This window comes from Pseudomonas sp. RIT-PI-a (genome assembly GCF_001187875.1).
Taxonomy (GTDB): domain Bacteria; phylum Pseudomonadota; class Gammaproteobacteria; order Pseudomonadales; family Pseudomonadaceae; genus Aquipseudomonas; species Aquipseudomonas coleopterorum.
In genome coordinates this window covers 118,660-142,535 of sequence record NZ_LGIR01000032.1, presented here as the reverse complement: position 1 = coordinate 142,535, position 23,876 = coordinate 118,660, and the positions used below count along the sequence as shown (strand labels likewise).

Below are 23,876 nucleotides of genomic sequence, written 5' to 3'. Positions count from 1 at the left end.
GTTCCCATGCTACTGACCCTCTACCTCATCGCCATCACCGCTGAAGCCATGACCGGTGCCCTTTCCGCAGGACGACGTGGGATGGACTGGTTCGGCGTGGTGCTGATCGCCTGTGTGACGGCATTGGGCGGCGGGTCGATGCGCGATGTGTTGCTGGGTCACTACCCGCTGACGTGGGTCAAGCACCCTGAATATCTGGTGCTGACCAGTGTTGCGGCGTTGGTCACGATCTTCATCGCGCCGCTCATGCGCCGCTTGCGGTCGTTGTTTCTTGTGCTCGATGCGCTGGGGCTGGTGGCGTTCACGCTGATCGGCACCATGACCGCGCTGGAGCTGGGTCACGATTATCTGGTGGCGTCCATCAGCGGCATGATCACCGGGGTGTTCGGCGGTATCCTGCGTGACATCCTCTGCAACGACATTCCCCTGGTGTTCCGCCGTGAGCTGTATGCCAGCGTTTCATTTGCCTCGGCCTGGTGCTTTCTGGGCTGCACCTACCTGGAACTGGTGCCGATCCAGGCGCTGTCGATCACCTTGTTCGGTGGCTTCCTGCTGCGCCTGTTGGCGATCCGTTTCCACTGGGAAATGCCCAAGTTCGTCTACGACGACCGTTGAGCATGGGCCGCCAGGGCCCATTCGACGTGTTCGCGGACCAGCTCGCTGGGGTGTTCGCGGCGCGTCTTCAGAGCTTCGAGTACCGGAATGCTCGATGGTGCGTTGCCCAATCCCACTGCCAGGTTGCGCAGGAAACGCTCGTAACCGGCGCGGCGCAGGGGCGAGCCTTCGGTGCTGCTCAGGAAGCGCTCTTCATCCCACAGGAACAGCTGGGCCAGCTCGGCGTTGTCCAACTGATGCCGCGGCTGGAAATCGCCTTCGCCCGAGGGGCGAGCGAAGCGGTTCCAGGGGCAGACGATCTGGCAGTCGTCACAACCGAACACGCGGTTGCCGATCAGCGGCCGCAACTCCGTGGGAATGGGGCCCTTGAGCTCGATGGTCAGGTAGGAAATGCAGCGGCGGGCGTCCAGCACATAGGGCCCGACGAAGGCAGCGGTGGGACAGATCTCCAGGCAGGCCGTGCAGCGTCCGCAGTGTTCGCTGGCGTGCGCCTCATCGACCGGCAACGGCAGGTCGACGAACAGTTCGGCGAGGAAGAAGTAGCTGCCCGCCTTGCGGTTGAGGACCAGGGTGTTCTTGCCGATCCAGCCCAGCCCCGCCTCCTGCGCGATGGCTTTCTCCAGCACCGGTGCACTGTCGACGAAGGCGCGAAAGCCGAACGGGCCGATGTCCTGCTGGATGCGCTCGGCCAGGTGCTGCACCCGTTTGCGGATCAGCTTGTGGTAGTCGCGACCCAGGGCATAGCGCGAGACGTAGGCTTTTTCCGGCTCGGCCAGGCGTTGCGCCATGTGCGTGTCGCCAGGCAGGTAGTCCATGCGCAGCGAAACGACGCGCAAGGTGCCGGGTACCAGTTGCTCGGGGTGTGAGCGCTTGCTGCCGTGGGCGGCCATGTAGTCCATTTCGCCATGGTAGCCAGCCTCCAGCCAACGTTGCAGGTGTTGTTCATGCTCGGCCAGGTCCAGGCCGGCGATGCCGACTTGCTGGAAACCCAGTTCGCGCCCCCATTGCTTGATGGAGAGCGCCAGGGCCGGAAGGTCGATGGTGAGAGCAGACATGCGAGCGAGGAAACCGGTGCGGAGGTGGGTATAATTCTGCCAGACATCGACAGCAAAGGTTCAAGCATGCCGCCAGACACGCAAATACCCGACGTAGTGCACAGCCAGCCAGCGGCCCCCGTGCCGCTCACCCCGGCCACCTTGCCAGCCCTGTCGGCGCGGCCGATGGATGCGCACAAGGGCATGTACGGCCGTGTGCTGGTGATCGGCGGCGACCACGGCACCGGCGGCGCGGCACTGCTCAGCGCCCAGAGTGCCCTGCGCAGCGGGGCCGGCATGGTCTCGCTGGCCACCCGCGGCGAGCACGTGGCGCCGGCGCTGGCGCGCCTGCCGGAAGTGATGGTGGCCGATATCGCCTCGGCCAATCAGCTCCTGCCAATGGCCGAGGCCGCTAGCGTGCTGGTGGTCGGGCCCGGCCTGGGCCAGGCCGGTTGGGGGCGCAGCCTGCTGTCGGTGGCGGCCAGCCAGGACAAACCCCAGGTGTGGGACGCCGATGCGCTTAACCAATTGGCTCAGGGCGCCGCTACGCTGCCCGCCGATGCGGTACTGACCCCGCATCCTGGCGAAGCGGCGCGGCTGCTGGGCATTTCTACTCAGCAAGTGCAGGCAGATCGCCCGGCGGCAGCCCGGCGCCTGGCCCGGCAATACGCGGCGGTGTGTGTACTCAAGGGCGCCGGCAGCCTGATCGCGGCGCCCGACGGTCGCCTGGCGATCTGCGAGCACGGTCATCCGGCCATGGCCACCGGCGGGCTGGGCGATGTCCTCGCCGGGCTGATCGGCGCACTGCGTGCCCAGGGTCTGGACGGCTTCGATGCGGCGTGTCTGGGCGTATGGCTGCACGCCTGTGCCGGAGAACGGTCGGGCGAGGGCGGCCGCGGCCTGGCCGCCAGCGATCTGATCCCTGCCATTCGTCAGTTGCTCGAGGAGCATTACCCGTGTCAGAAGTAGAGATTTTCATCGAGGGCGAGGACGCGATGGTTGCGTTCGGTGCACGCATGGCAGAGGTCACTCAAGGCCATGGACTGATCTTTCTGGAAGGTGATCTGGGCGCCGGCAAGACCACCTTTTCCCGGGGCTTGATCCGCGGCCTCGGGCACGTCGGGGCGGTCAAGAGTCCGACCTTCACCCTGGTCGAGCCTTACGAAATCGGAACTATAAAAGCCTTTCACTTCGACCTGTATCGCCTTGTTGATCCTGAGGAATTGGAGTATCTGGGCATCCGCGACTACTTTGAAGAGGACGCCTTGTGCCTGATCGAGTGGCCCCAGCAGGGTGCGGGCTTTTTGCCAAAGCCTGACCTGACCATTACCATAAGCCCGCAAGCGGCCGGAAGGCTGTTGAAGTTATCGCCACAGGGCCCGCGCGGTGTGTCCTGGTGTGCCGCTGTGGCACAGAAATCCAAATAATTTGATGGGGTTAGGTATGCGCATTCGCGCGCTGGTCGCGGTCGTTGGTCTGATGTTGACGGGTTTTGTCGTCAATGCCGTGGCCGCTACACAAGTCAAGAGCGTGCGCTTGTGGCGAGCGCCGGACAATACCCGGCTGGTCTTCGACCTCACCGGCCCGGTCCAGCACAGCGTGTTCACGCTCACATCGCCCGACCGGCTGGTGATCGACATCAACGGCGCCACTGCGTCCGCCCCGCTCAGCGTCGCTCCAGGCGACTCGCCCGTTACCAGCGTGCGTTCGGCCCAGCGCACGCCCAACGATTTGCGTGTGGTGGTGGACCTGAAAAAGGCCGTCACCCCAAAAAGCTTCACCCTGGCGCCCAACCAGCAATACGGCAACCGACTGGTGGTCGACCTGTTTGACTCGGCCGCCGATGCCGAACCAGCGCCGCCTCAGCCGGTCGTGGCCACCACACCGGCGGTGCCAGTCACGCCAACGCGCCCAGCTATCAAACTGACGCCAGTGCCCAGCGGCAAGCGCGATATCGTCATCGCCATCGATGCCGGTCATGGTGGCGAAGACCCCGGCGCTTCGGGCCCGCGAGGCCAGCACGAGAAGGACGTGGTGTTGCAGATCGCCAAGGAACTGCAACGCCAGATCAACGCCGAACAAGGCTTTCGTGCCGAGCTGACGCGCACTGGCGACTACTTCATCCCGCTGCGCGGACGTACCGAAATTGCCCGCAAGAAGGGCGCCGACCTGTTCGTTTCCATTCACGCCGACGCCGCGCCGTCCTCGGCTGCCTTCGGTGCCTCGGTGTTTGCGCTGTCCGAGCGCGGCGCCACCTCGGAAACCGCGCGCTGGCTGGCCGATACTGAAAACCGTTCCGACTTGATCGGCGGTGCTGGCAACGTCAGCCTGGACGACAAGGACCGCATGCTGGCCGGTGTACTTCTGGACCTGTCGATGACCGCTTCGCTGACCTCCAGCCTCAACGTGGGCCAGAAAGTGTTGAGCAACATCGGCCAGGTAACGCCGCTGCACAAGCGTCGTGTCGAGCAGGCCGGGTTCATGGTGCTGAAATCGCCGGACATCCCTTCGATCCTGGTGGAAACCGGATTCATCTCAAACTCCAATGAAGCCAACAAACTGCAGAGCTCGGGTCACCAGCAGGCTCTGGCTCGCTCCATTCGTACCGGTGTGAAGCAGTTCTTCCAGCAGAATCCGCCGCCAGGGACCTACATGGCCTGGCTGCGTGACACCGGCAAGATCGCACGGGGCCCCAGCACCCACGTAGTGCGTCCCGGCGAAACGCTGGCCATGCTGGCCGCGCGCTACGACCTGGGCATCGCCACCCTGCGCAGCGCCAACGACCTGAAGACCGACGAACTGAAAATTGGCCAGGAAGTCACTATTCCCAGCACTGCCCTGGCGTCCCAGTAATGACTGAATCGGCCCGTATCGAGCTGCTCAGCCCGCGGCTCGCCAACCAGATCGCCGCCGGCGAGGTGGTCGAACGCCCAGCCTCGGTGATCAAGGAACTGCTGGAAAACAGCCTGGACTCGGGCGCTCGCCGCATTGACATCGAGGTCGAACAGGGTGGCGTCAAGCTGCTGCGCGTGCGCGACGACGGCAGCGGTATCTCCGCCGACGACCTGCCCCTGGCGCTGGCACGCCATGCGACCAGCAAGATCCGTGACCTTGAGGATCTGGAACGGGTGATGAGCCTGGGCTTCCGTGGGGAAGCGCTGGCCTCGATCAGTTCGGTGGCCCGTCTGACCCTGACGTCGCGCACAGCCTCTGCCGACCAGGCCTGGCAGGTCGAAACCGAAGGTCGCGACATGGATGCCCGCGTGCAGCCTGCCGCGCACCCGGTAGGCACTTCGGTCGAGGTCCGCGACCTATTCTTCAATACCCCGGCGCGGCGCAAGTTTCTCAAGACCGAGAAGACCGAGTTCGACCACCTGCAGGAGGTCATCAAACGCCTGGCGCTGGCGCGCTTCGACGTCGGCTTCCACCTGCGGCACAACGGCAAGAGCATTCTCGGCCTGCACGAAGCGCATGACGAAACCGCCCGCGCCCGAAGGGTCGCTGCGGTTTGTGGCCCGGCGTTTCTCGAACAGGCGATGCCGATCGAGGTCGAGCGCAATGGCCTGCGTCTGTGGGGCTGGGTCGGTTTGCCGACGTTTTCCCGGAGTCAGGCCGACCTGCAATATTTCTTCGTCAACGGTCGAGCGGTGCGCGACAAGCTGGTCGCCCATGCGGTGCGCCAGGCCTACCGCGATGTGCTGTTCAATGGCCGTCATCCGACCTTCGTTCTGTTTCTGGAAGTGGATCCGGCGGTCGTCGACGTCAACGTGCACCCGACCAAACATGAAGTGCGCTTTCGCGACGGGCGCATGGTGCATGACTTCCTGTACGGCACATTGCACCGTGCCCTGGCCGACGTGCGTCCCGAAGACCAGTTGGCAACCGCGCCGACGCAATCGCAGGCGCCGCGACCCAGTGGCGCGCAGGCCGGCGAGTTCGGTCCTCAGGGTGAAATGGGCCTGTCGGCGAATCTGCTGCAGCCGCCCATGGCTGCGCCGCAGTCGAACGGTGGTTCCGGTGGCGGTTACTCGTACACGCCGCGGCCGACCGCCGCCTTGCCGGTGGCCGAGGTGCAAAGCGCCTACCGGGAATTCTTCGCGCCGTTGCCGACCGCAGGCAGCAGTACCGCACCGATCCCGAGCCTGCCGCAGAGCCAGGGTGACATTCCCCCGCTGGGTTATGCCCTGGCGCAACTGAAGGGCATCTACATCCTGGCCGAAAACGCACAAGGGCTGGTGCTGGTGGACATGCATGCGGCCCATGAACGGATCATGTACGAGCGCCTGAAGATCGCCATGGCCAGTGAGGGACTGAGCGGGCAGCCGTTGCTGGTGCCCGAGTCGCTGGCCATGAGCCAGCGGGAAGCGGACTGCGCCGAAGAACACGCGACCTGGTTCCAGCGCCTGGGCTTCGAGTTGCAGCGTCTGGGGCCGGAAACCGTGGCCATCCGCCAGATTCCGGCGCTGCTCAAACAGGCCGAAGCCAATCGCCTGGTCAGCGATGTCCTCGCCGATCTCATGGAGTACGGCACCAGTGACCGTATCCAGGCACACTTGAACGAATTGCTGGGTACGATGGCCTGCCACGGGGCGATTCGCGCCAACCGGCGGCTGGCCCTGCCGGAGATGAACGCCCTGTTGCGTGACATGGAAAACACCGAGCGCAGCGGCCAGTGCAATCATGGCCGACCGACCTGGACCCAGATGGGCCTGGACGATCTGGACAAACTCTTCCTGCGCGGGCGTTGATCGATGAGTGGCCTACCTCCGGCGATCTTCCTCATGGGACCCACCGCCGCCGGCAAGACCGACCTGGCCATCGAGCTGAGCAAGGTGTTGCCCTGCGAGCTGATCAGCGTCGACTCGGCGCTGGTCTACCGCGGCATGGACATCGGCACCGCCAAGCCGTCGCCCGCGGTGCTCAAGGCCCACCCGCATGCCTTGATCGACATCCTCGACCCTGCGCAGAGCTACAGCGCCGCCGACTTCCGGCGCGACGCCCTGCAAGCCATGGCGCAGATCACCGCGCGCGGCAATATCCCGCTGCTGGTCGGCGGCACCATGCTGTATTTCAAGGCGTTGCTAGAAGGGCTGGCGGACATGCCCAGCGCCGACGCCCAGGTGCGCGCTGACCTGGAAGCGCAGGCCGCCCGCGAAGGCTGGCAGGCATTGCACGACCAGCTCGCGGCGGTCGATCCGGTGTCCGCCGCGCGCATTCATCCCAACGATCCGCAACGCCTGATCCGGGCGCTGGAGGTGTATCGCGTAAGTGGTTCGAGCATGACCGAGCTGCGCGCGCGACAATCTGCGCAAAGTACCGAACCAGGCGCATTGGCAAGCGGGCAATTGCCCTATACTGTGGCCAACCTGGCCATCGCGCCCGCCGATCGCTCGGTGCTGCATGAGCGAATTGCCATGCGTTTCGAACAAATGCTGGAACAAGGCTTCGTCCAGGAGGTCACTGCCTTGCGTGCTCGAAGTGACTTGCATGCTGGGCTCGCGTCTATACGAGCGGTGGGCTATCGGCAAGTCTGGGATCATCTGGATGGCAAGCTGACCGAGGTGCAGATGCGCGAACGCGGCATCATCGCCACTCGCCAATTGGCCAAACGGCAGTTCACCTGGTTGCGCGGTTGGGCCGATCTGCACTGGCTCGACAGCCTGGCGGGCGACAATCTGCCTCGCACCTTGAAATACCTGGGCTCGGCCTCCATATTGAGCTGAGTCCCGCAATTGCCGTCTATCCTTGGGTCTGACGGTCAAAGCCTTCATCTTTTTACAGCTTTTCCACTATTGATCCTTAAAGGAGTGCGGCACATGTCAAAAGGGCATTCGCTACAAGACCCTTACTTGAACACCTTGCGTAAAGAGAAGGTCGGCGTCTCGATCTATCTGGTGAACGGTATCAAGTTGCAGGGCCAGATCGAATCGTTCGACCAGTTCGTCATCCTGCTGAAGAACACTGTCAGCCAGATGGTCTACAAACACGCGATTTCCACAGTTGTACCGGTGCGTCCGATTCGTCTGCCAAGCGCGACCGAATCCGAGCAGGGCGACACCGACCCAGGTAACGCTTGATAGGAGTCTGCCTTGTTCTTTGAGCGCCACGGTGGTGGTGAACGAGCGATCCTCGTTCATCTGGATGGTCAGGACCCTGAGGCGCGCGAAGACCCGCAGGAGTTTCAGGAGCTGGCCATCTCGGCCGGCGCCGAAACTGTCGCATTCGTCAATGTCGCCCGTCATCGGCCCAGTGCCAAATTTCTGATCGGCAGCGGCAAGGTCGAGGAACTGCGTGATCAGGTCAAGACCGAACACGCGGATCTGGTGATCTTCAATCACACCCTCACACCCAGCCAGGAACGCAACCTCGAGAAGATCTTCGAGTGCCGCGTGCTGGACCGTACCGGTCTGATCCTGGACATCTTTGCGCAACGCGCCCGTACCCATGAAGGCAAGCTGCAGGTCGAACTGGCCCAGCTCGAGCACATGAGCACGCGGCTGGTTCGCGGTTGGACTCACCTCGAGCGCCAAGGTGGCGGCATCGGCCTGCGCGGTCCCGGGGAAACCCAGCTGGAAACCGACCGGCGCCTGCTGCGTGTACGCCTGCGCCAGATCAAGCAACGCCTGGAGAAGGTCCGCAGCCAGCGCGAGCAGGCTCGGCGGGGGCGTCGGCGTGCCGACATCCCGTCGGTGTCCCTTGTGGGCTACACCAACGCCGGCAAGTCGACCTTGTTCAACGCGATCACTCGTTCCGAGGTGTACGCAGCCGACCAGTTGTTCGCCACGCTCGATCCGACCTTGCGCCGGCTCGAGTTGAACGATCTGGGGCCGGTGATTCTGGCCGACACGGTGGGCTTCATACGCCACCTGCCGCACAAGCTGGTCGAAGCGTTTCGCGCCACCCTCGAAGAGTCGAGCAACTCCGACCTGCTGCTGCACGTGATCGACGCCCATGAGCCCGAGCGCATGGCGCAGATCGAGCAGGTCATGGCGGTGCTCACCGAGATCGGCGCACAAGGCTTGCCGATCCTCGAGGTGTATAACAAACTCGATCTGCTCGAAAACGTCGAGCCGCAGATACAGCGCGATGCGGACGGCAAGCCGGTCCGGGTCTGGGTATCGGCGCGCGACGGTCGCGGTCTCGAGCTGGTCAAGCAGGCGGTCGCCGAACTGCTGGGCGAGGACCTGTTCGTCGGGACGTTGCAGCTGGGCCAGAAACTGGGCCGTCTGCGTGCCCAGCTGTTTTCGCTGGGCGCGGTGCAAAGCGAAGCGCATGATGAGCAAGGTGGCAGTCTGCTGGCAATCCGCCTGCCACGTGCGGAACTCAATCGCCTGGTCAGTCGCGAAGGCATGGAGCCCGCTGAATTCATCGAGCAACACACTTTGCAATAAAAGCCTGACGTGGCAGCTGTGCTGTCGTGTCGGGCATTCTGTAGCATTGGTCGGCGCGCCGTGGGTGCGTCTTTGCTTTATCAGATGGAGAGCGCTATGGCTTGGAATGAGCCGGGTGGCAACTCGAACAATCAAGATCCTTGGGGTGGAAAACGCCGTGGAGGCGACCGCAAGGGGCCACCGGATCTCGACGAGGCCTTCCGCAAACTGCAGGACAGCCTGAACGGTCTGTTCGGTGGTGGAAAGAAACGCACAGGTGGTGGTGGCGACGGGGGCGGCACGTCCAAGGGCGGTGGTCTCGGCCTGTTGGGCATCGGCCTTGCCGTGCTCGGCGCTATCTGGCTGTACAGCGCGGTGTATGTGGTGGACGAGCAGGAACAGGCCGTTGTACTGCGCTTCGGCAAGTACTACGAAACCGTGGGTCCGGGTCTGAACATCTACTTCCCGCCGATCGACCGCAAGTACCTGGAAAACGTCACGCGCGAGCGTTCGTATACCAAGCAGGGCCAGATGCTCACCGAAGACGAGAACATCGTCGAGGTGCCGCTGACCGTGCAGTACAAGATCACCAACCTGCAGGATTTCGTCCTGCGCGTCGACCAGCCTGAAATCAGCCTGCAGCACGCCACCGACAGTGCGCTGCGCCATGTGGTGGGTTCCACCGCCATGGACCAGGTGCTGACCGAAGGCCGCGAGCAGATGGCTGGCGAGATCAAGGAGCGCCTGCAGCGGTTCCTCGACACCTACCAGACCGGTATCACCGTCACCCAGGTCAACGTACAGAGCGCGGCAGCCCCGCGTGAAGTGCAGGAAGCCTTCGACGACGTGATCCGTGCCCGTGAAGACGAGCAACGCTCGCGCAACCAGGCCGAAGGCTATGCCAATGGCGTGATTCCCGAGGCTCGCGGTCAGGCCCAGCGCATCATCGAAGATGCCAACGGCTACCGCGACGAAGTGGTTTCGCGTGCCAAGGGTGAGGCCGATCGCTTCACCAAGCTGGTCACCGAGTACCGCAAGGCGCCCGACGTGACCCGCCAGCGTCTGTACCTGGAAACCATGCAGGACGTCTACAGCAACACCAGCAAGGTGCTGGTGGCCAGCAAGGAAGGTCAGAACAACCTGATCTACCTGCCGCTGGACAAGATGGTCGGTGGTGACCGCAACAACAGCAGCACGCCTGCCGCCAGCACGCCGTCATCGGCGAGCGACGCCGCCGGCGCCCGCGCCGCGGCCGACCTGCAGCAGCAACAGCGTGAAATGCGTTCAAGGGAGAGTCGCTGATGGGCAATAAATCTGTGATCGCCCTGATCGTCGCCGTCGTTCTGGCGGTGGCAGCATGGAACTGCTTCTACATCGTGGCGCAAACCGAACGTGCGGTTCTGCTGCAATTCGGCCGCGTGGTTCAGGCCGATGTCCAGCCTGGCCTGCATGTGAAGCTGCCGTACGTCAACCAGGTGCGCAAGTTCGATGCGCGGCTGATGACCCTCGACGCGCCGACCCAGCGGTTTCTGACCCTGGAGAAGAAAGCGGTGATGGTCGACGCCTATGCCAAATGGCGTGTGAAGGATGCCGAGCGCTACTACACCGCCACTTCCGGCATGAAGCAGATCGCCGACGAGCGTCTGTCGCGTCGTCTCGAATCGGGTCTGCGTGACCAGTTCGGCAAGCGCACGCTGCACGAAGTGGTATCGGGTGAGCGGGATGCGTTGATGTCCGACATCACCACCTCACTCAACCGCATGGCCGACAAGGAGCTGGGTATCGAAGTCATCGACGTGCGCGTCAAGGCCATCGACCTGCCCAAGGAAGTCAACCGCAGCGTGTTCGAGCGCATGAGCACCGAGCGTGAGCGCGAGGCGCGCGAGCATCGTGCCAAGGGTAACGAGCTGGCCGAAGGTATCCGTGCCGATGCCGATCGTCAGCGTCGCGTCCTGCTGGCCGAAGCCTATCGCGAGTCCGAGGAAGCGCGTGGTGACGGTGACGCCCAGGCCGCAGCCATCTATGCCCAGGCCTATGGTCAGGATCAGGAGTTCTACTCCTTCTTCCGCAGCCTGCAGGCTTACCGCCAGAGCTTCGCCAACAAGAGCGACGTGATGGTGCTCGACTCCAAGAGCGATTTCTTCCGCTTCATGGAGAAGTACAAGCCCTGATCGGCTTTCCCCGCCGGGCGGTTTAACCGTTCGGCGGGGTGAACGATCGGCAAAACGTGTGTATGATGCGGCAGCCGGGAAATTCCCGGCTTTTTTGCGTCTGCAAGATCGATTGGCCGATTCATAGGCCCGGTTTATGAGGACATTGCCCCGCGACGTGCTTGCGGTGGGCGATTTCTGCTTCACTCAAGGCTAGCCCGACGGCAGGCCACCCGGATCATAGGGGAAAGGCGTAATGGCAACGGTAGACCGCTGGCTGCTGCCAGATGGCATCGAAGAAGTACTGCCGCCTGAGGCTGCGCGCATCGAAGTCGCGCGGCGCCAGGTGTTGGACCTGTTCCAGAGCTGGGGTTACGAGTTCGTCGTGACTCCGCATATCGAATACCTCGAGTCGCTGCTGACCGGCGCCGGCCAGGACCTTGACCTGCGCACTTTCAAGGTGATCGACCCGCAATCGGGTCGGCAGATGGGTTTCCGTGCCGATATCACGCCCCAGGTGGCGCGTATCGATGCGCATACCTTGCGTCGTGAAGGGCCGAACCGTCTGTGCTATGCCGGCAGTGTCCTGCATGCGCAGCCTCGCGCCCTGTCCAGCTCGCGCAGCCCTATCCAGTTGGGTGCTGAGCTGTATGGCGATGCCAGCCCCAGCAGCGACGTGGAAGTCATCAGCCTGATGCTGACCATGCTCGAAATGGCCGATGTGCCAGACGTGCACATGGATCTGGGGCATGTCGGTATCTACCGTGGCCTGGCTCGCGCGGCGGGCCTGTCGGGGGATGTCGAGCAACAGCTGTTCGATGCCCTGCAGCGCAAGGCCATCGACGAAGTGATCACCCTGACCGAAGGGCTGCAGGCCGATCTGGCCGAGATGCTGCGAGCTCTGGTCGGGCTGTGTGGCGGGCGGGAAGTGCTGGCCCAGGCCAAGGTACGCCTGGCCAATGCCCCGGCGGCGGTGCTGACCGCGCTGGACGACCTGCTGACGATCGCCGAGCGCCTGGCGTTGCGTTTTCCGCAATTGCCGCTGTACTTCGACTTGGGCGAACTGCGCGGTTATCACTATCACACCGGCGTGGTGTTTGCCGTGTTCGTTCCAGGCATGGGCCAGTCCATCGCTCAGGGCGGCCGCTACGACGACATCGGCGCGGATTTCGGCCGCGCTCGCCCGGCTACCGGATTTTCCACGGACCTCAAGTCCCTGGTCACCCTGGGCCAGGCTCGAATCGAACTGCCGTGCGGTGGCGTCTGGATGCCCGATAGCACTGATGCAGCACTGTGGCAGGCGGTCTGCCAGCTGCGCCGCGAGGGCCAGCGCGTGGTCCAGGCCCTGCCGGGCCAGACGATCGAGGCTGCTGGCGAGGCAGATTGCGACCGTCAATTGATTCAGCAGAACGGGCAATGGCAAGTGCTGCCACTGGCCTCTTGAGTATTCCTGCCGGCCGCTGCCGGCACCAAGTTTGCGCGAATGAGGACAAGTGTTATGGGTAAGAATGTCGTAGTCCTGGGCACCCAATGGGGTGATGAGGGCAAAGGCAAGATCGTTGATCTGCTGACCGAACATGCTGCCGCGGTAGTGCGCTATCAAGGCGGTCACAACGCTGGCCACACACTGGTGATCGACGGCGAGAAAACCGTCTTGCACCTGATTCCTTCGGGCGTGCTGCGCGAAGGCGTGCAGTGCCTGATCGGCAACGGCGTGGTCGTTGCACCCGACGCTCTGATGCGCGAGATCACCAAGCTGGAAGAGAAGGGCGTACCGGTGCGCGAGCGCTTGCGTATCAGCCCGTCCTGCCCGTTGATCCTGTCCTTCCACGTGGCGCTGGATCAGGCCCGTGAAAAGGCCCGTGGCGAGCTGAAGATCGGCACCACCGGTCGCGGCATCGGTCCGGCGTACGAAGACAAGGTTGCACGTCGCGGCCTGCGCGTGGGCGACCTGCTCAACATGCCGCGCTTCGAAGACAAGCTGCGTGAACTGGTGGATTACCACAACTTCATGCTGGTCGGTTACTACAAAGAGCCGGCCATCGAGTTCGAAAAGACCTTGGCCGAGTGCAAGGAATACGCTGAGCTGCTCAAGCCGCTGATGCTGGACGTGACGGCCGAGCTGCACGAACTGCGTCGCGCTGGCAAAGACATCATGTTCGAAGGCGCCCAGGGTTCGTTGCTGGACATCGACCACGGCACCTACCCCTACGTGACCAGTTCCAACACCACCGCAGGTGGCGTGGCGACCGGCTCCGGTGTAGGCCCCATGTTCCTGGACTACATCCTGGGCATCACCAAGGCCTACACCACCCGTGTAGGTTCGGGGCCGTTTCCGACCGAGCTGTTCGACGAAGTCGGCGCGCACCTGGCCAAACAGGGCCATGAATTCGGCGCAACCACCGGCCGTGCCCGTCGCTGTGGCTGGTTCGACGCTGTCATCCTGCGCCGCGCGATCGATGTGAACAGCATTTCGGGCATCTGCCTGACCAAGCTGGACGTGCTCGATGGTCTGGAAACCATCAATATCTGCATCGGTTACAAAGACGCAGAAGGCAAGGACGTTGCCCCTACCGACGCTGACAGCTACGTCGGCCTGCAGCCGGTGTACGAAGAAGTGCCGGGCTGGACCGAGTCGACCGTGGGTGCCAAAACCCTGGAAGAACTCCCGGCCAACGCCCGTGCCTACATCAAGCGTGTCGAAGAGCTGATCGGCGCACCGATCGATATCATCTCGACCGGTCCTGACCGCAACGAAACCATCGTGCTGCGTCATCCGTTCGGCTGATAGCGGTTCGTGCATCAAAGCAAAAGGCCCTTCGGGGTCTTTTGTCGTTTCAGGGACAGGTCGGCCGTCCGGCACGGCGTTTGCTGTGTGATTCCGAATCAGGTGCCAGTATTACGATGGCGTCAATAAAAAGGGATTCACATGTCCGCTGTCCTTTCTCTTCTGCGCAGCCGCTTGCTGCGTCCGGTTTTCATTGCCTTGGGTATCGCTCTTTTGGTGCAGGTGCTGGCCGCCATTGCGCTGACCCGAAGCACCGTCACTGCACTTGAAGCCGACCTGGATCAGCGCATGGCCCAGGACAGCCAGCGGCTGACAGGGGAGCTGCAAAGCGCCAGTGCGGAGGTGTCATCCGGGCTTGAAAGTCTTTCCGCGAACACGCGTCAGCGCCTGAGTGCCGGTTTATCGACACGCCTGACCCAGGAACAGGCGCAGATTCGAGCGACCCTGGACAAGGATCTGCAGGATTCGGCCACCGATATGGCCGAGCTGCTGGCCTCGGTCGCGCCGCGGGCCATGTGGGACAACGATGTACCGACGCTGTCCGAGTTCGCCCGCCGCGCTCAGCGCAATCCCAACGTGCTGTTCGTGATCTACAACGACGCGCAGGGCGAGCACCTGACCCGTTACCTGAATCGCGACAACCCGATCAACCAGGCGCTGATGGCCAAGGGAGCCGGTGAGCGTGCTTTGGACAAGGTGCTCGATGCGGCCAGGAATGATCCGGGGGTGATCTATGTCGAAGCCTCGATCAATCCCAACGGCGTGGAGATCGGTCGTGTATTGATGGCCGTTTCGCGCACGGGCGTCGAAGCGCAGGTGGCCGAACTGGACAAGCGTTTTGCTGCGCTGATTGCCAGTGCCGGGCAACTGGTGGGCGAAAGTCTGCAAGGCGCCTCGACCGAAAGCGCCAAGGCTCTGCAGGCCCGTCTGCAGTCGGCGGAATCGGCGGCAGCGACCATGCAGGCCAATACCCACAGCACTGTGCAGGACGCTGCGGCGCAGTTGCGCTGGCGCATCGGGCTGTGCCTGGCCCTGGTAGGGCTGGCCATGCTGGTGGTGCTGGCCGCCGTGCTGGGCCGTCGTGTGGTGCATCGCCTGCGCCTGCTGGTCGGCGCGCTGGATGACTTGGCCGCAGGTGAGGGCGACCTGACCAAGCGGGTGGCGATTCACAGCCGCGACGAGATCGGCGACATGGCGTCGGCCGTCAACCGTTTCGTCGACAAGCTGCAGCCCATCGTTCGCGAAGCGGGTGAGGTGGCGCACAAGACCGGGGTCGAGATCGGCAGCATGGCCCAGCGCAACGCTGGCGCCGACGATGCCGCTCAATTGCAGCGCGATGAAGTGGCGCAGAGCCTGCAGGACTTGTCGCAGATGGCCGATGAGGCCCAGGCCGAGAGTCAGGCGATGCAGTCGGCCTTGCAACAAGTGGTGGAGATCCGTCAGGCCACGGACGACAACACCCGGGCCTCGCAACAGGTCGGCGGCTTGATCGAAGCGTTGGCCGGGCAGGTGCAGAGTGGGTCCAAGGTGATCGAGCGATTGGCCGAGCAGAGCCAGCAGATCGAGGTGGTGTTGACGGTGATCCACGGAATCGCCGAGCAGACCAATCTGCTGGCGCTCAACGCCGCCATCGAAGCGGCACGAGCCGGTGAAACCGGACGTGGATTCGCCGTGGTGGCCGACGAGGTGCGTGCGCTGGCGAGCAAGACGCAGAGTTCGACCGGCGACATTCAAGCCCATATCGGCGCTTTGCAGGCCGGCGCGCGCGAGGCAGTGGCGGCCATCGGCCAGGCCGGACGTCAGGCGGACGAAGGTCTGGCGGTGCTGCGCGACAGCGCGCGGCTGCAGCAGGCGGTGCAGACTTCGGTGGAGCAGGTACACGCGGCGATCGGCCTGGCGACCCAGGCCGCCGAGCAGCAGGCCCGCGGCGCGCAGGCTGTGAAGGGCAGGGTGCAGGTGATTCATGCGCAGGCAGAGAAAGCGGCTTTCGCCGTGCAGCAGACCACGGCCAGCAGCCGAGAGCTGGACAAGCTCGCGGCCCAGCTGAAAGCCAGCCTGGGTCAGTTCCGCGCCTAGATGCCCGCCTGTAGGAGCGGTCATAGGCCGCGAAAGGCGCATTGCGGTCTACCTGACGAACCGCGTTGCCCTTTTCGCGGCCACGGACCGCTCCTACAGGAGGGCCTAACGTGTGTGGCTCAGGTACATGCGAGTCGTGAGCAGGTACACCGGCACCCCGGAGATCAGGATCAGCAAGGCCGCATAGGGCGCGGCAGCGGCGAACTCCATGTTCGAGGTGTGTGACCACACTTCGGTTGCCAGGGTGGTCATGCCGGTGGGGGCCAGAACCAGCGTGGCGGTGAGTTCCTTCATGCCGTCCAGGAACACCAGCGCGAATGCCGCCGCCATGGCCGGGAAAATGATGGGTAACGTCACCCGGCAGAACGCCGTGAAGGGCGTAGCACCCAGCGTGCGCGCGGCTTCTTCCAGCTGGGGCGCAGCCTTGTTCAAAGCATTACGGACAGGCGCCTGCGCCAGGGGCAGAAACAGCAGTGCGTAGGCCAGCAACAGCAAACCTGTGGTTTGGTACATCGCCGGAACGTAGTGCAGGGCGAAATACACCAGGGTCAAGGCGATCACCAGTCCGGGCAGTGCATGCAGCAGGTACGGCAAACGTTCCGCCCAGATCGCCAAGCGGCCGCGATGGCGCACGACCAGCAAACCGACGGGCAATGCCAATGCCAGGCACAACGCCGCACCACCCAACGCCAGTGACAGCGAGGTCAGCAACGCCTCGCCAATGGCCGCCACCGGAAAGGCGGCCGACGATCCTTTCACCAGCCAATACCCCAGCATGCCCAGCGGCACGCCACTGCCGACGGCCACCAGCAGCAGGCAGTACAGCTGCGCCACTACACACCACGGCCCCAGCCGCAACGGTGTTGCCCGGCGGGCTGCGCCTTGACCGGTACGGATGTGGCGCGCGGTACCCCGCACCCTCAGCTCCAGCCACAGCAGCAACAGGCACAGAACCAGCAGCAGCGCCGACAGCATTGCCGCATTGGTATTGCTGAACTCAAGCTCGAACTGTTGGTAGATCGCTGTGGTGAAGGTCTGCAATCCCATGATCGACAGCGCGCCGAACTCCACCAGCATGTGAAGCGCGATCAGCAGTGCCCCGCCCAGCACCGCAGGCCACAGCAGCGGCAGGGTCACCTTGAAGAACACACCGGTGCGGTTCTGCCCCAGCGTACGGGCTGACTCTTCCAGCGAGGTATCCAGATTGCGCAGCGTCGCCGCGACCGGAAGAAACACCAGTGGGTATTTCGACAGCGTCATGACCAGGATGGCGCCGCCCAACCCCTCGAATCCAGAGCTCAACGAAACCCAGGTGAAGCCGCTGACGAAGGCGGGGACCGCGAACGGCAGGCACAGGATCACGCCCCAAAGCCGCCGACCGGCCAGGTCGCTGCGCTCCAGCAGCCAGGCCAGGCTCACACCGATCACCACGCAGGCCGCGGTCACCCCAGCCATCAACATCAGGGTGTTGCCCAGCAAACGCAGGACGTAGGGGCGCCAGAGCAACCTGATCGCTTCGTGCAAGCCGGCCTGCCACGCTTTGAGGCCGACGTAGAGCAGGGGTAGCAGGCTCAGTCCGACCAGCAGCAGGACGGGCGCGAGCACCCAGATCGAGGGACGCTTGCGCCGCCCCGTGGCACTGACAGGGGGGGTGATCAATTCAGGCCGACGTCCCGTTCCATGTCCAGGGCGTCCTCGGCATTGCCGATGTCAGCTGGGGTGATCGCAGGTGCCTGCAATTCGTCGAATGGCTTGAGGCCACGGTCAGAGACCATGCCTTTGTGCAGCGGGTATTCAGCGGTAGTCTGGGTGATCACGCGCTGACCCTCTTCGCTGGCCATGTAGGCGAGCAGTGCCTGGGCCTCGCGTGGATGCTTGCTGGACTTGAGGACCGCAGCCGAGGAAATGGTGATCAGGCCGCCGGCGTCGCCGTTGCTGAAGTAGTGCAGCTTGGAGTCGAGTTGGCCTTTCTCGCGCTGCAGTGCGAACCAGTAGTAGTTGTTCACCAGCACGGTGGCGATTTCGCCGTTTTCCACTGCCTTGAGGGCGACCATGTTGTTGGTGTAGGTCTTGCCGAAGGCGCGCAGGCCGGTCAGCCATTCTTCGGCAGCTTCTCGCCCGTGCAGCTTGATGATGGCAACGGCCTGCTCCTGGAAGGCGCCGCTGGTCGGTACGAAGCCGACCTTGCCCTGCCATTGCGGTTCGGCGAATTCCAGCACCGTGTCAGGCAGGTCCTTTTCGTCGATCAGCTTTGGGTTGTAGGCCACTACCCGTACGCGAGCGGTCACGCCTATCCATGAGCCGTCCTTGGCGACGTACTCGGGCGGAAGCATGTTCAGGGTGCTGTCGTCGGTCTTGGCCAGGAAGCCTTTTTCGCCCAGGTTGTTCAGGGGCGGGGATTCTTCGGTGTAGATCAGGTCTGCTGGAGAGCGTTCGCCTTCCTCCATCACCTGGCTGGCCAGTTGATTGCTGCTGCCCTTGCGGACATTGACGTGAATGCCGGTCTTGGCCTCGTAGGCCTTGGCGATGGCTTCGCCGATTTCCTTGTGCTGACCGTTGTAGAGGGTCAGCTCGACCTTGTCGGCGGCCTGCGCCAATGGAGCGACCAGGGCGGTGCTCAGCAGGCATGCAGCCAGTGCACGCAGCAGGGACCGGGGGTTTCGAGACGTCATGGACTACTTCCTTACGGCAGGGCAGCGGAATCTTGAAACAATTGTAAACGATATGGGTTCTCAGGTGCTCATGCGCCGTGCGAGCCCGCCGTAGGAGCGGTCATCGGCCGCGAAGGGTGCGCCGTGGATACGGAGAGGGCACGGATTTTCGAAACCCGAAAACGCAAAAACCCGCTTTCGCGGGTTCTTGTGAAGAATTGGTGCCCAGAAGAAGACTCGAACTTCCACGACCGTAAGGTCACCAGCACCTGAAGCTGGCGTGTCTACCAATTTCACCATCTGGGCAGCATCAGCAGCGTTGTACGCCGTTGATGGGGCGCACTATACGGCGGCCTTTTTGATCTGTAAACCCCTGTTTTGATTTTGTTAATTCAAATCATCGTGCAGGGGGCGCGGAGGCCTGAAACGCAAAAACCCGCTTTCGCGGGTTTTTGTGAGTGACGCAAGATTGTTGTAATCTCGTGTCCTGAATTGGTGCCCAGAAGAAGACTCGAACTTCCACGACCGTAAGGTCACCAGCACCTGAAGCTGGCGTGTCTACCAATTTCACCATCTGGGCAGCATCTGCAACGCTGTGCGTTGTCGATGGCGCGCACTATACGGAGCGCTCTTTGTGCTGTAAACCCCTTTGGCAAGAAAAATCGACTAAAATTCTGCAGTGGCGTCCCGGACACTGTTTTCGACCTCGGGGCAGGGCTTTTAACTGGCAGGCAGCGCCTGAAATTTCCCGTTTCAATACGCGTATGCCAAACTAACGCCTATATAGACAAGGTGAATTCTCTCTAATGGCCGATTGGCAGACCCTCGATCCCGAGGCCGCTCGTGAAGCGGAAAAATACGAAAACCCCATTCCCAGCCGCGAGCTGATCCTCAAGCACCTCGACGAGCGCGGCCCCCCCGCCAGCCGCGAGGAGCTGGTGGACGAGTTCGGCCTCACCACCGAGGACCAGCTGGAAGCCTTGCGCCGCCGTCTGCGAGCCATGGAGCGCGATGCGCAATTGATCTACACCCGCCGTGGCACCTATGCCCCGGTGGACAAGCTCGACCTGATCGCCGGCCGCATCAGCGGCCACCGCGACGGTTTCGGCTTCCTGATTCCCGACGATGGCAGCGACGACCTGTTCATGAGCCCGGCGCAGATGCGTCTGGTGTTCGACGGCGACCGTGCCCTGGCCCGTGTTTCCGGCCTGGACCGTCGCGGCCGCCGCGAAGGCGTGATCGTCGAAGTGGTGTCCCGTGCCCATGAAACCATCGTTGGCCGCTACTTCGAAGAAGGCGGCATTGGTTTCGTGACCCCGGACAACCCCAAGGTGCAGCAGGAAGTGCTGATCACCCCCGGTCGCCACGGCGCCGCGAAGATCGGCCAGTTCGTCGGGGTGAAGATCACCCACTGGCCCACCGCACGGTTCCAGCCCCAGGGTGACATCGTCGAAGTGCTGGGCAACTACATGGCCCCGGGCATGGAAATCGATGTAGCCCTGCGCACCTACGACATTCCCCATGTATGGCCCGAGGCCGTGCTCAAGGAAGCCGCCAAGCTCAAGCCTCAGGTGGAAGACAAGGACAAGGAAAAGCGCATCGACCTGCGCCACCTGCCGTTCGTCACCATCGACGGCGAAGACGCCCGCGACTTCGACGATGCCGTCTATTGCGAAGCCAAGAGCAAGCTGCGCCTGTTCAATGGCGGCTGGACTCTGTACGTCGCCATCGCCGACGTTTCCAGCTACGTGAAGCTGGGCTCGGCACTGGATGCCGAGGCACAGGTGCGTGGCAACTCGGTGTACTTCCCCGAGCGCGTGATCCCGATGCTGCCCGAGCAGCTGTCCAACGGCCTGTGCTCGCTGAACCCCAAGGTCGACCGCCTGGCCATGGTCTGCGAGATGACCATCTCCAAGACCGGCGAGATGACCGACTACAGCTTCTATGAAGCGGTGATCCACTCTCACGCGCGTCTGACCTACAACAAGGTCAGCACCATGCTCGAGCACTCGCGCACCAGCGAGGCCAAGGTCTTGCGCGGCGAGTTCGGCGAAGTGCTGCCCCATCTCAAGCAGCTGTATGCGCTGTACAAGGTGTTGCTGTCGGCTCGTCATGTGCGTGGCGCCATCGATTTCGAGACCCAGGAAACCCGTATCGTCTTCGGCTCCGAGCGCAAGATCGCCGAGATCAAGCCGACCGTGCGCAACGACGCCCACAAGCTGATCGAGGAATGCATGCTGGCGGCCAACGTGGCCACCGCCGAGTTTCTCAAGAAGCACGAGATTCCGGCCCTGTATCGCGTTCACGACGGCCCGCCGCCGGAGCGTCTGGAAAAACTGCGTGCCTTCCTCGGCGAGCTTGGTCTGTCGCTGAACAAGGGCAAGGACGGTCCATCGCCAAAGGATTACCGTGCGCTGCTGGAAACCATCCAGGGTCGCCCGGATTTCCACGTGATCCAGACCGTGATGCTGCGCTCCCTGAGCCAGGCGGTGTACAGCGCCGACAACCATGGCCACTTCGGCCTGAATTACGAGGCGTACACCCACTTCACTTCGCCGATCCGTCGCTATCCCGACCTGCTCACGCACCGGGCGATCCGCAGCGTGATCCACTCCAAGCAGGACACCCCGCACGTCAAGCGCGCCGGTGCTCCGACCATTCCCAAGGCGCGTATCTACCCGTACGACGAAGCCGCGCTGGAGCAGTTGGGCGAAGAGTGCTCGATGAGCGAGCGTCGGGCCGACGAAGCCACCCGTGACGTGGTCAACTGGCTCAAGTGCGAGTTCATGAAGGATCGCGTTGGCGAAACCTTCCCGGGCGTGATCACGGCAGTGACCGGTTTCGGCCTGTTCGTCGAGCTGACCGATATCTTCGTCGAAGGCCTGGTGCACGTCACCGCGCTGCCGGGCGACTACTACCATTTCGATCCGATCCACCATCGCCTGGCCGGCGAGCGCACCGGGCGCAATTTCCGCTTGGGCGACACGGTCGAAGTGCAGGTCATGCGGGTCGACCTGGACGAGCGCAAGATCGATTTCGGCATTGGCGAAGCGACGCTCAATCAGCCGATCGGTCGCAAGAACCGCAAGGCCGATGCGCCAGCGGGCAAGCCTAAAAGCTACCCGACCACGCCTGCCGTGGAAAAAACCGTTGCCGAGAAGCCAGCTGCTTCGGCCAAGCGCAACTCGGCACCGAGCAAGCGCAAGGCCGAAAGCGACGAGGTCTACCGGGCATCGGACGCCGCGGCCAAGAATGCCGAAGTGCGCAAGAGCCGGGAAATGAAGAAGGCTTTGCTGGCCGACGCAGCCAAGGGCGGGTCGGCCAAGGCCAGCAACAGCCGCAGCAGCGCTGGCAGCAGTGCTGGAGGCGATTCCAAACCGAGCAAGCATCGCAAGGGTCCGTCTAAGTCGGGCAGCCGCAAACCCAAGGCCAAGTCATGAGTCAGCTGGAAAAGATCTACGGCGTGCACGCCGTGGAAGCGTTGTTGCGTCATCACCCGAAACGGGTCAAGCAGATCTGGTTGTCCGATGGCCGCAGCGAGCCGCGGGTACAGACCTTGGTCGAACTGGCCACGCAGAATCGCATTTCGGTGGGCCAGGCCGAGCGTCGTGAGCTGGATGCCTGGGTCGAAGGCGTGCATCAGGGCGTCGTGGCGGAAGTCAGCCCCAGCCAGGTGTGGGGCGAGGCGATGCTCGATGAGTTGCTCGACCGCACCGACGGCCCGCCCCTGTTGCTGGTGCTGGACGGCGTGACCGATCCGCACAACCTGGGGGCCTGCCTGCGCACCGCCGATGCGGCCGGAGCGCTGGCCGTGATCGTGCCCAAGGACAAGTCCGCCACCCTCACGCCGGCCGTGCGCAAGGTGGCCTGCGGCGCGGCGGAAGTGATTCCGCTGGTGGCGGTGACCAACCTGGCACGTACCCTGGAAAAGCTCCAGCAGCGTGGCCTGTGGGTCGTGGGCACCGCTGGCGAGGCGGAAGTCGAGATCTACCAGCAGGACCTGACCGGGCCTACCATCCTGATCATGGGGGCTGAGGGCAAGGGCATGCGCCGCCTGACCCGCGAGCACTGCGACTATCTGGTGAAACTGCCGATGGCCGGCAGCGTGAGCAGCCTGAACGTGTCGGTCGCGACCGGGGTGTGCCTGTTCGAAGCGGTTCGGCAGCGTAACGCCAAAAAGAAGTGATCCGACCGAGCTGGCCCCTTCGCGGGCAGAGCCCGCTCCCACACATATGACCGATATGTGGGGCGGGCGGCGAGCGCTCCGCCCGCGAATGCGGTGGCAGAGACATTGCCACCGCTGTTCAAATATTCACCAATCCTCTTGCTTCCCCCCAACCCCTTCTCTACAATTGCGCCCCTTGCCGTGATGGCTGGCGCACTTGTGCGCATTTACCGGCGCACCACCCAGCAAGACACACAGTGTCATTCACTCCTTGTCTGACCGCTCTGGCGGCAGGCTACAACCCGTAAGGAGCATTCATGCGTCATTACGAAATCATCTTTCTGGTCCACCCGGATCAGAGCGAGCAAGTCGGCGGCATGGTTGAGCGTTACACCAAGCTGATCGAAGAAGACGGCGGCAAGATCCACCGTCTGGAAGATTGGGGCCGTCGTCAACTGGCCTACGCCATCAACAACGTTCACAAGGCTCACTACGTGATGCTGAACGTTGAGTGCACCGGCAAGGCCCTGGCCGAGCTGGAAGACAACTTCCGCTACAACGATGCCGTGATCCGTAACCTTGTCATCCGTCGCGACGAAGCCGTCACCGACCAGTCCGAGATGCTCAAGGCAGAAGAAAACCGCAGCGAGCGCCGTGAGCGTCGTGACCGTCCTGAGCACTCTGACAACGCCGATGGCGATGACAGCGACGCCAGCGATAACGCTGACGAGTAATCCACGGACCTTTTGAGGAGCCCATTACATGGCACGTTTCTTCCGTCGTCGTAAATTTTGCCGCTTCACCGCTGAAGATGTGAAGGAGATCGACTACAAAGATCTCAACACTCTGAAAGCCTACGTATCCGAAACCGGCAAGATCGTTCCAAGCCGTATCACCGGTACCAAGGCTCGTTATCAGCGTCAGCTGGCCGTCGCTATCAAGCGCGCCCGCTTCCTGGCCCTGCTGGCCTACACCGACAGCCACGGCCGCTGAGACCGGGTTGTCGACAAGTAGTAAAAGGATAGAT

19 protein-coding genes, 2 tRNA genes and 1 pseudogene are annotated in these 23,876 nt (G+C 63.1%); 17 read left to right on the top strand and 5 right to left on the bottom strand.

The annotated features are described in order from the left end of the window. The first annotated feature begins 6 nt into the window (after positions 1 to 6). Positions 7 to 615, top strand: coding sequence for a trimeric intracellular cation channel family protein (locus AC788_RS18630; RefSeq protein WP_043191159.1), 609 nt, complete (start codon positions 7 to 9; stop codon positions 613 to 615). Here the strand turns inward: AC788_RS18630 and queG are convergent. Continuing rightward, on the bottom strand, positions 600 to 1,670 hold the full coding sequence (queG, locus tag AC788_RS18625; protein WP_049862042.1) for a tRNA epoxyqueuosine(34) reductase QueG: 1,071 nt from the start codon (positions 1,668 to 1,670) through the stop codon (positions 600 to 602). The two genes, AC788_RS18630 and queG, sit on opposite strands and share 16 nt — an antisense overlap. Positions 1,671 to 1,811: 141 nt before the next feature. On the opposite strand from queG, the pseudogene AC788_RS18620 reads away from it, so the two are divergent. The 12 genes and pseudogenes from AC788_RS18620 to AC788_RS18565 form a co-directional block, all read left to right on the top strand. After that, positions 1,812 to 2,618, top strand: a pseudogene (locus AC788_RS18620) (NAD(P)H-hydrate dehydratase); the annotation flags it as partial. Beyond that, positions 2,606 to 3,076, top strand: a complete 471-nt coding sequence (gene tsaE / locus AC788_RS18615; RefSeq protein WP_049862040.1) for a tRNA (adenosine(37)-N6)-threonylcarbamoyltransferase complex ATPase subunit type 1 TsaE — start codon at positions 2,606 to 2,608, stop codon at positions 3,074 to 3,076. The pseudogene AC788_RS18620 and the gene tsaE, both read left to right, overlap by 13 nt. 16 nt (positions 3,077 to 3,092) lie before the next feature. After that, a complete protein-coding gene (locus AC788_RS18610; protein WP_049862039.1) occupies positions 3,093 to 4,502 on the top strand; it encodes an N-acetylmuramoyl-L-alanine amidase in 1,410 nt (469 codons plus the stop codon). Then, complete coding sequence (gene mutL / locus AC788_RS18605; protein ID WP_049862038.1) at positions 4,502 to 6,397, top strand: DNA mismatch repair endonuclease MutL; 1,896 nt, start codon at positions 4,502 to 4,504, stop codon at positions 6,395 to 6,397. The genes AC788_RS18610 and mutL overlap by 1 nt, the downstream gene beginning before the upstream one ends. 3 nt (positions 6,398 to 6,400) lie before the next feature. Beyond that, complete coding sequence (gene miaA, locus AC788_RS18600; RefSeq protein WP_049862037.1) at positions 6,401 to 7,372, top strand: tRNA (adenosine(37)-N6)-dimethylallyltransferase MiaA; 972 nt, start codon at positions 6,401 to 6,403, stop codon at positions 7,370 to 7,372. Positions 7,373 to 7,465: 93 nt separating this feature from the next. Beyond that, a complete protein-coding gene (hfq, locus tag AC788_RS18595) occupies positions 7,466 to 7,726 on the top strand; it encodes an RNA chaperone Hfq (protein WP_043191144.1) in 261 nt (86 codons plus the stop codon). Between the two features lie 12 nt (positions 7,727 to 7,738). Next, a complete protein-coding gene (gene hflX, locus AC788_RS18590; protein WP_049862036.1) occupies positions 7,739 to 9,040 on the top strand; it encodes a ribosome rescue GTPase HflX in 1,302 nt (433 codons plus the stop codon). A 96-nt stretch (positions 9,041 to 9,136) separates the two neighbouring features. Continuing rightward, on the top strand, positions 9,137 to 10,321 hold the full coding sequence (gene hflK / locus AC788_RS18585) for an FtsH protease activity modulator HflK (RefSeq protein ID WP_049862035.1): 1,185 nt from the start codon (positions 9,137 to 9,139) through the stop codon (positions 10,319 to 10,321). Then, positions 10,321 to 11,190 carry a protease modulator HflC gene (gene hflC, locus AC788_RS18580; protein ID WP_049862034.1) on the top strand — a complete coding sequence of 290 codons (870 nt, stop codon included), beginning with the start codon at positions 10,321 to 10,323 and terminating at the stop codon, positions 11,188 to 11,190. Before hflK ends, hflC begins: the two co-directional genes overlap by 1 nt. 235 nt (positions 11,191 to 11,425) lie before the next feature. Then, positions 11,426 to 12,613 carry an ATP phosphoribosyltransferase regulatory subunit gene (locus AC788_RS18575; RefSeq protein ID WP_049862033.1) on the top strand — a complete coding sequence of 396 codons (1,188 nt, stop codon included), beginning with the start codon at positions 11,426 to 11,428 and terminating at the stop codon, positions 12,611 to 12,613. A 54-nt stretch (positions 12,614 to 12,667) separates the two neighbouring features. Beyond that, positions 12,668 to 13,957 carry an adenylosuccinate synthase gene (locus AC788_RS18570; RefSeq protein ID WP_049862032.1) on the top strand — a complete coding sequence of 430 codons (1,290 nt, stop codon included), beginning with the start codon at positions 12,668 to 12,670 and terminating at the stop codon, positions 13,955 to 13,957. A 141-nt stretch (positions 13,958 to 14,098) separates the two neighbouring features. After that, positions 14,099 to 16,033, top strand: a complete 1,935-nt coding sequence (locus AC788_RS18565; protein WP_049862031.1) for a methyl-accepting chemotaxis protein — start codon at positions 14,099 to 14,101, stop codon at positions 16,031 to 16,033. 105 nt (positions 16,034 to 16,138) lie between these two features. On the opposite strand, the gene AC788_RS18560 is transcribed toward AC788_RS18565, so the two are convergent. From AC788_RS18560 to AC788_RS18545, 4 genes are all read right to left on the bottom strand, one after another. Further along, positions 16,139 to 17,692: an ABC transporter permease gene (locus tag AC788_RS18560; protein WP_152965769.1), complete on the bottom strand. Its 1,554-nt coding sequence runs from the start codon at positions 17,690 to 17,692 to the stop codon at positions 16,139 to 16,141. Continuing rightward, complete coding sequence (locus AC788_RS18555) at positions 17,689 to 18,705, bottom strand: extracellular solute-binding protein (protein ID WP_049862030.1); 1,017 nt, start codon at positions 18,703 to 18,705, stop codon at positions 17,689 to 17,691. The genes AC788_RS18560 and AC788_RS18555 overlap by 4 nt, the downstream gene beginning before the upstream one ends. A gap of 198 nt (positions 18,706 to 18,903) precedes the next feature. Next, positions 18,904 to 18,990, bottom strand: a tRNA-Leu gene (locus tag AC788_RS18550). Between the two features lie 187 nt (positions 18,991 to 19,177). Then, positions 19,178 to 19,264 (bottom strand) — tRNA-Leu (locus AC788_RS18545). A 226-nt stretch (positions 19,265 to 19,490) separates the two neighbouring features. Between AC788_RS18545 and rnr the strand changes: the two genes are divergently transcribed. The 4 genes from rnr to rpsR all read left to right on the top strand — a co-directional run bounded on the left by rnr (position 19,491) and on the right by rpsR (position 23,842). Then, on the top strand, positions 19,491 to 22,124 hold the full coding sequence (gene rnr / locus AC788_RS18540; protein ID WP_049862029.1) for a ribonuclease R: 2,634 nt from the start codon (positions 19,491 to 19,493) through the stop codon (positions 22,122 to 22,124). Next, positions 22,121 to 22,870, top strand: a complete 750-nt coding sequence (gene rlmB, locus AC788_RS18535) for a 23S rRNA (guanosine(2251)-2'-O)-methyltransferase RlmB (protein WP_049862028.1) — start codon at positions 22,121 to 22,123, stop codon at positions 22,868 to 22,870. Before rnr ends, rlmB begins: the two co-directional genes overlap by 4 nt. A gap of 296 nt (positions 22,871 to 23,166) precedes the next feature. Next, positions 23,167 to 23,583, top strand: coding sequence for a 30S ribosomal protein S6 (rpsF, locus tag AC788_RS18530; protein ID WP_049862027.1), 417 nt, complete (start codon positions 23,167 to 23,169; stop codon positions 23,581 to 23,583). Positions 23,584 to 23,611: 28 nt separating this feature from the next. After that, positions 23,612 to 23,842, top strand: a complete 231-nt coding sequence (gene rpsR, locus AC788_RS18525; RefSeq protein ID WP_008368574.1) for a 30S ribosomal protein S18 — start codon at positions 23,612 to 23,614, stop codon at positions 23,840 to 23,842. Positions 23,843 to 23,876: the final 34 nt, after the last annotated feature.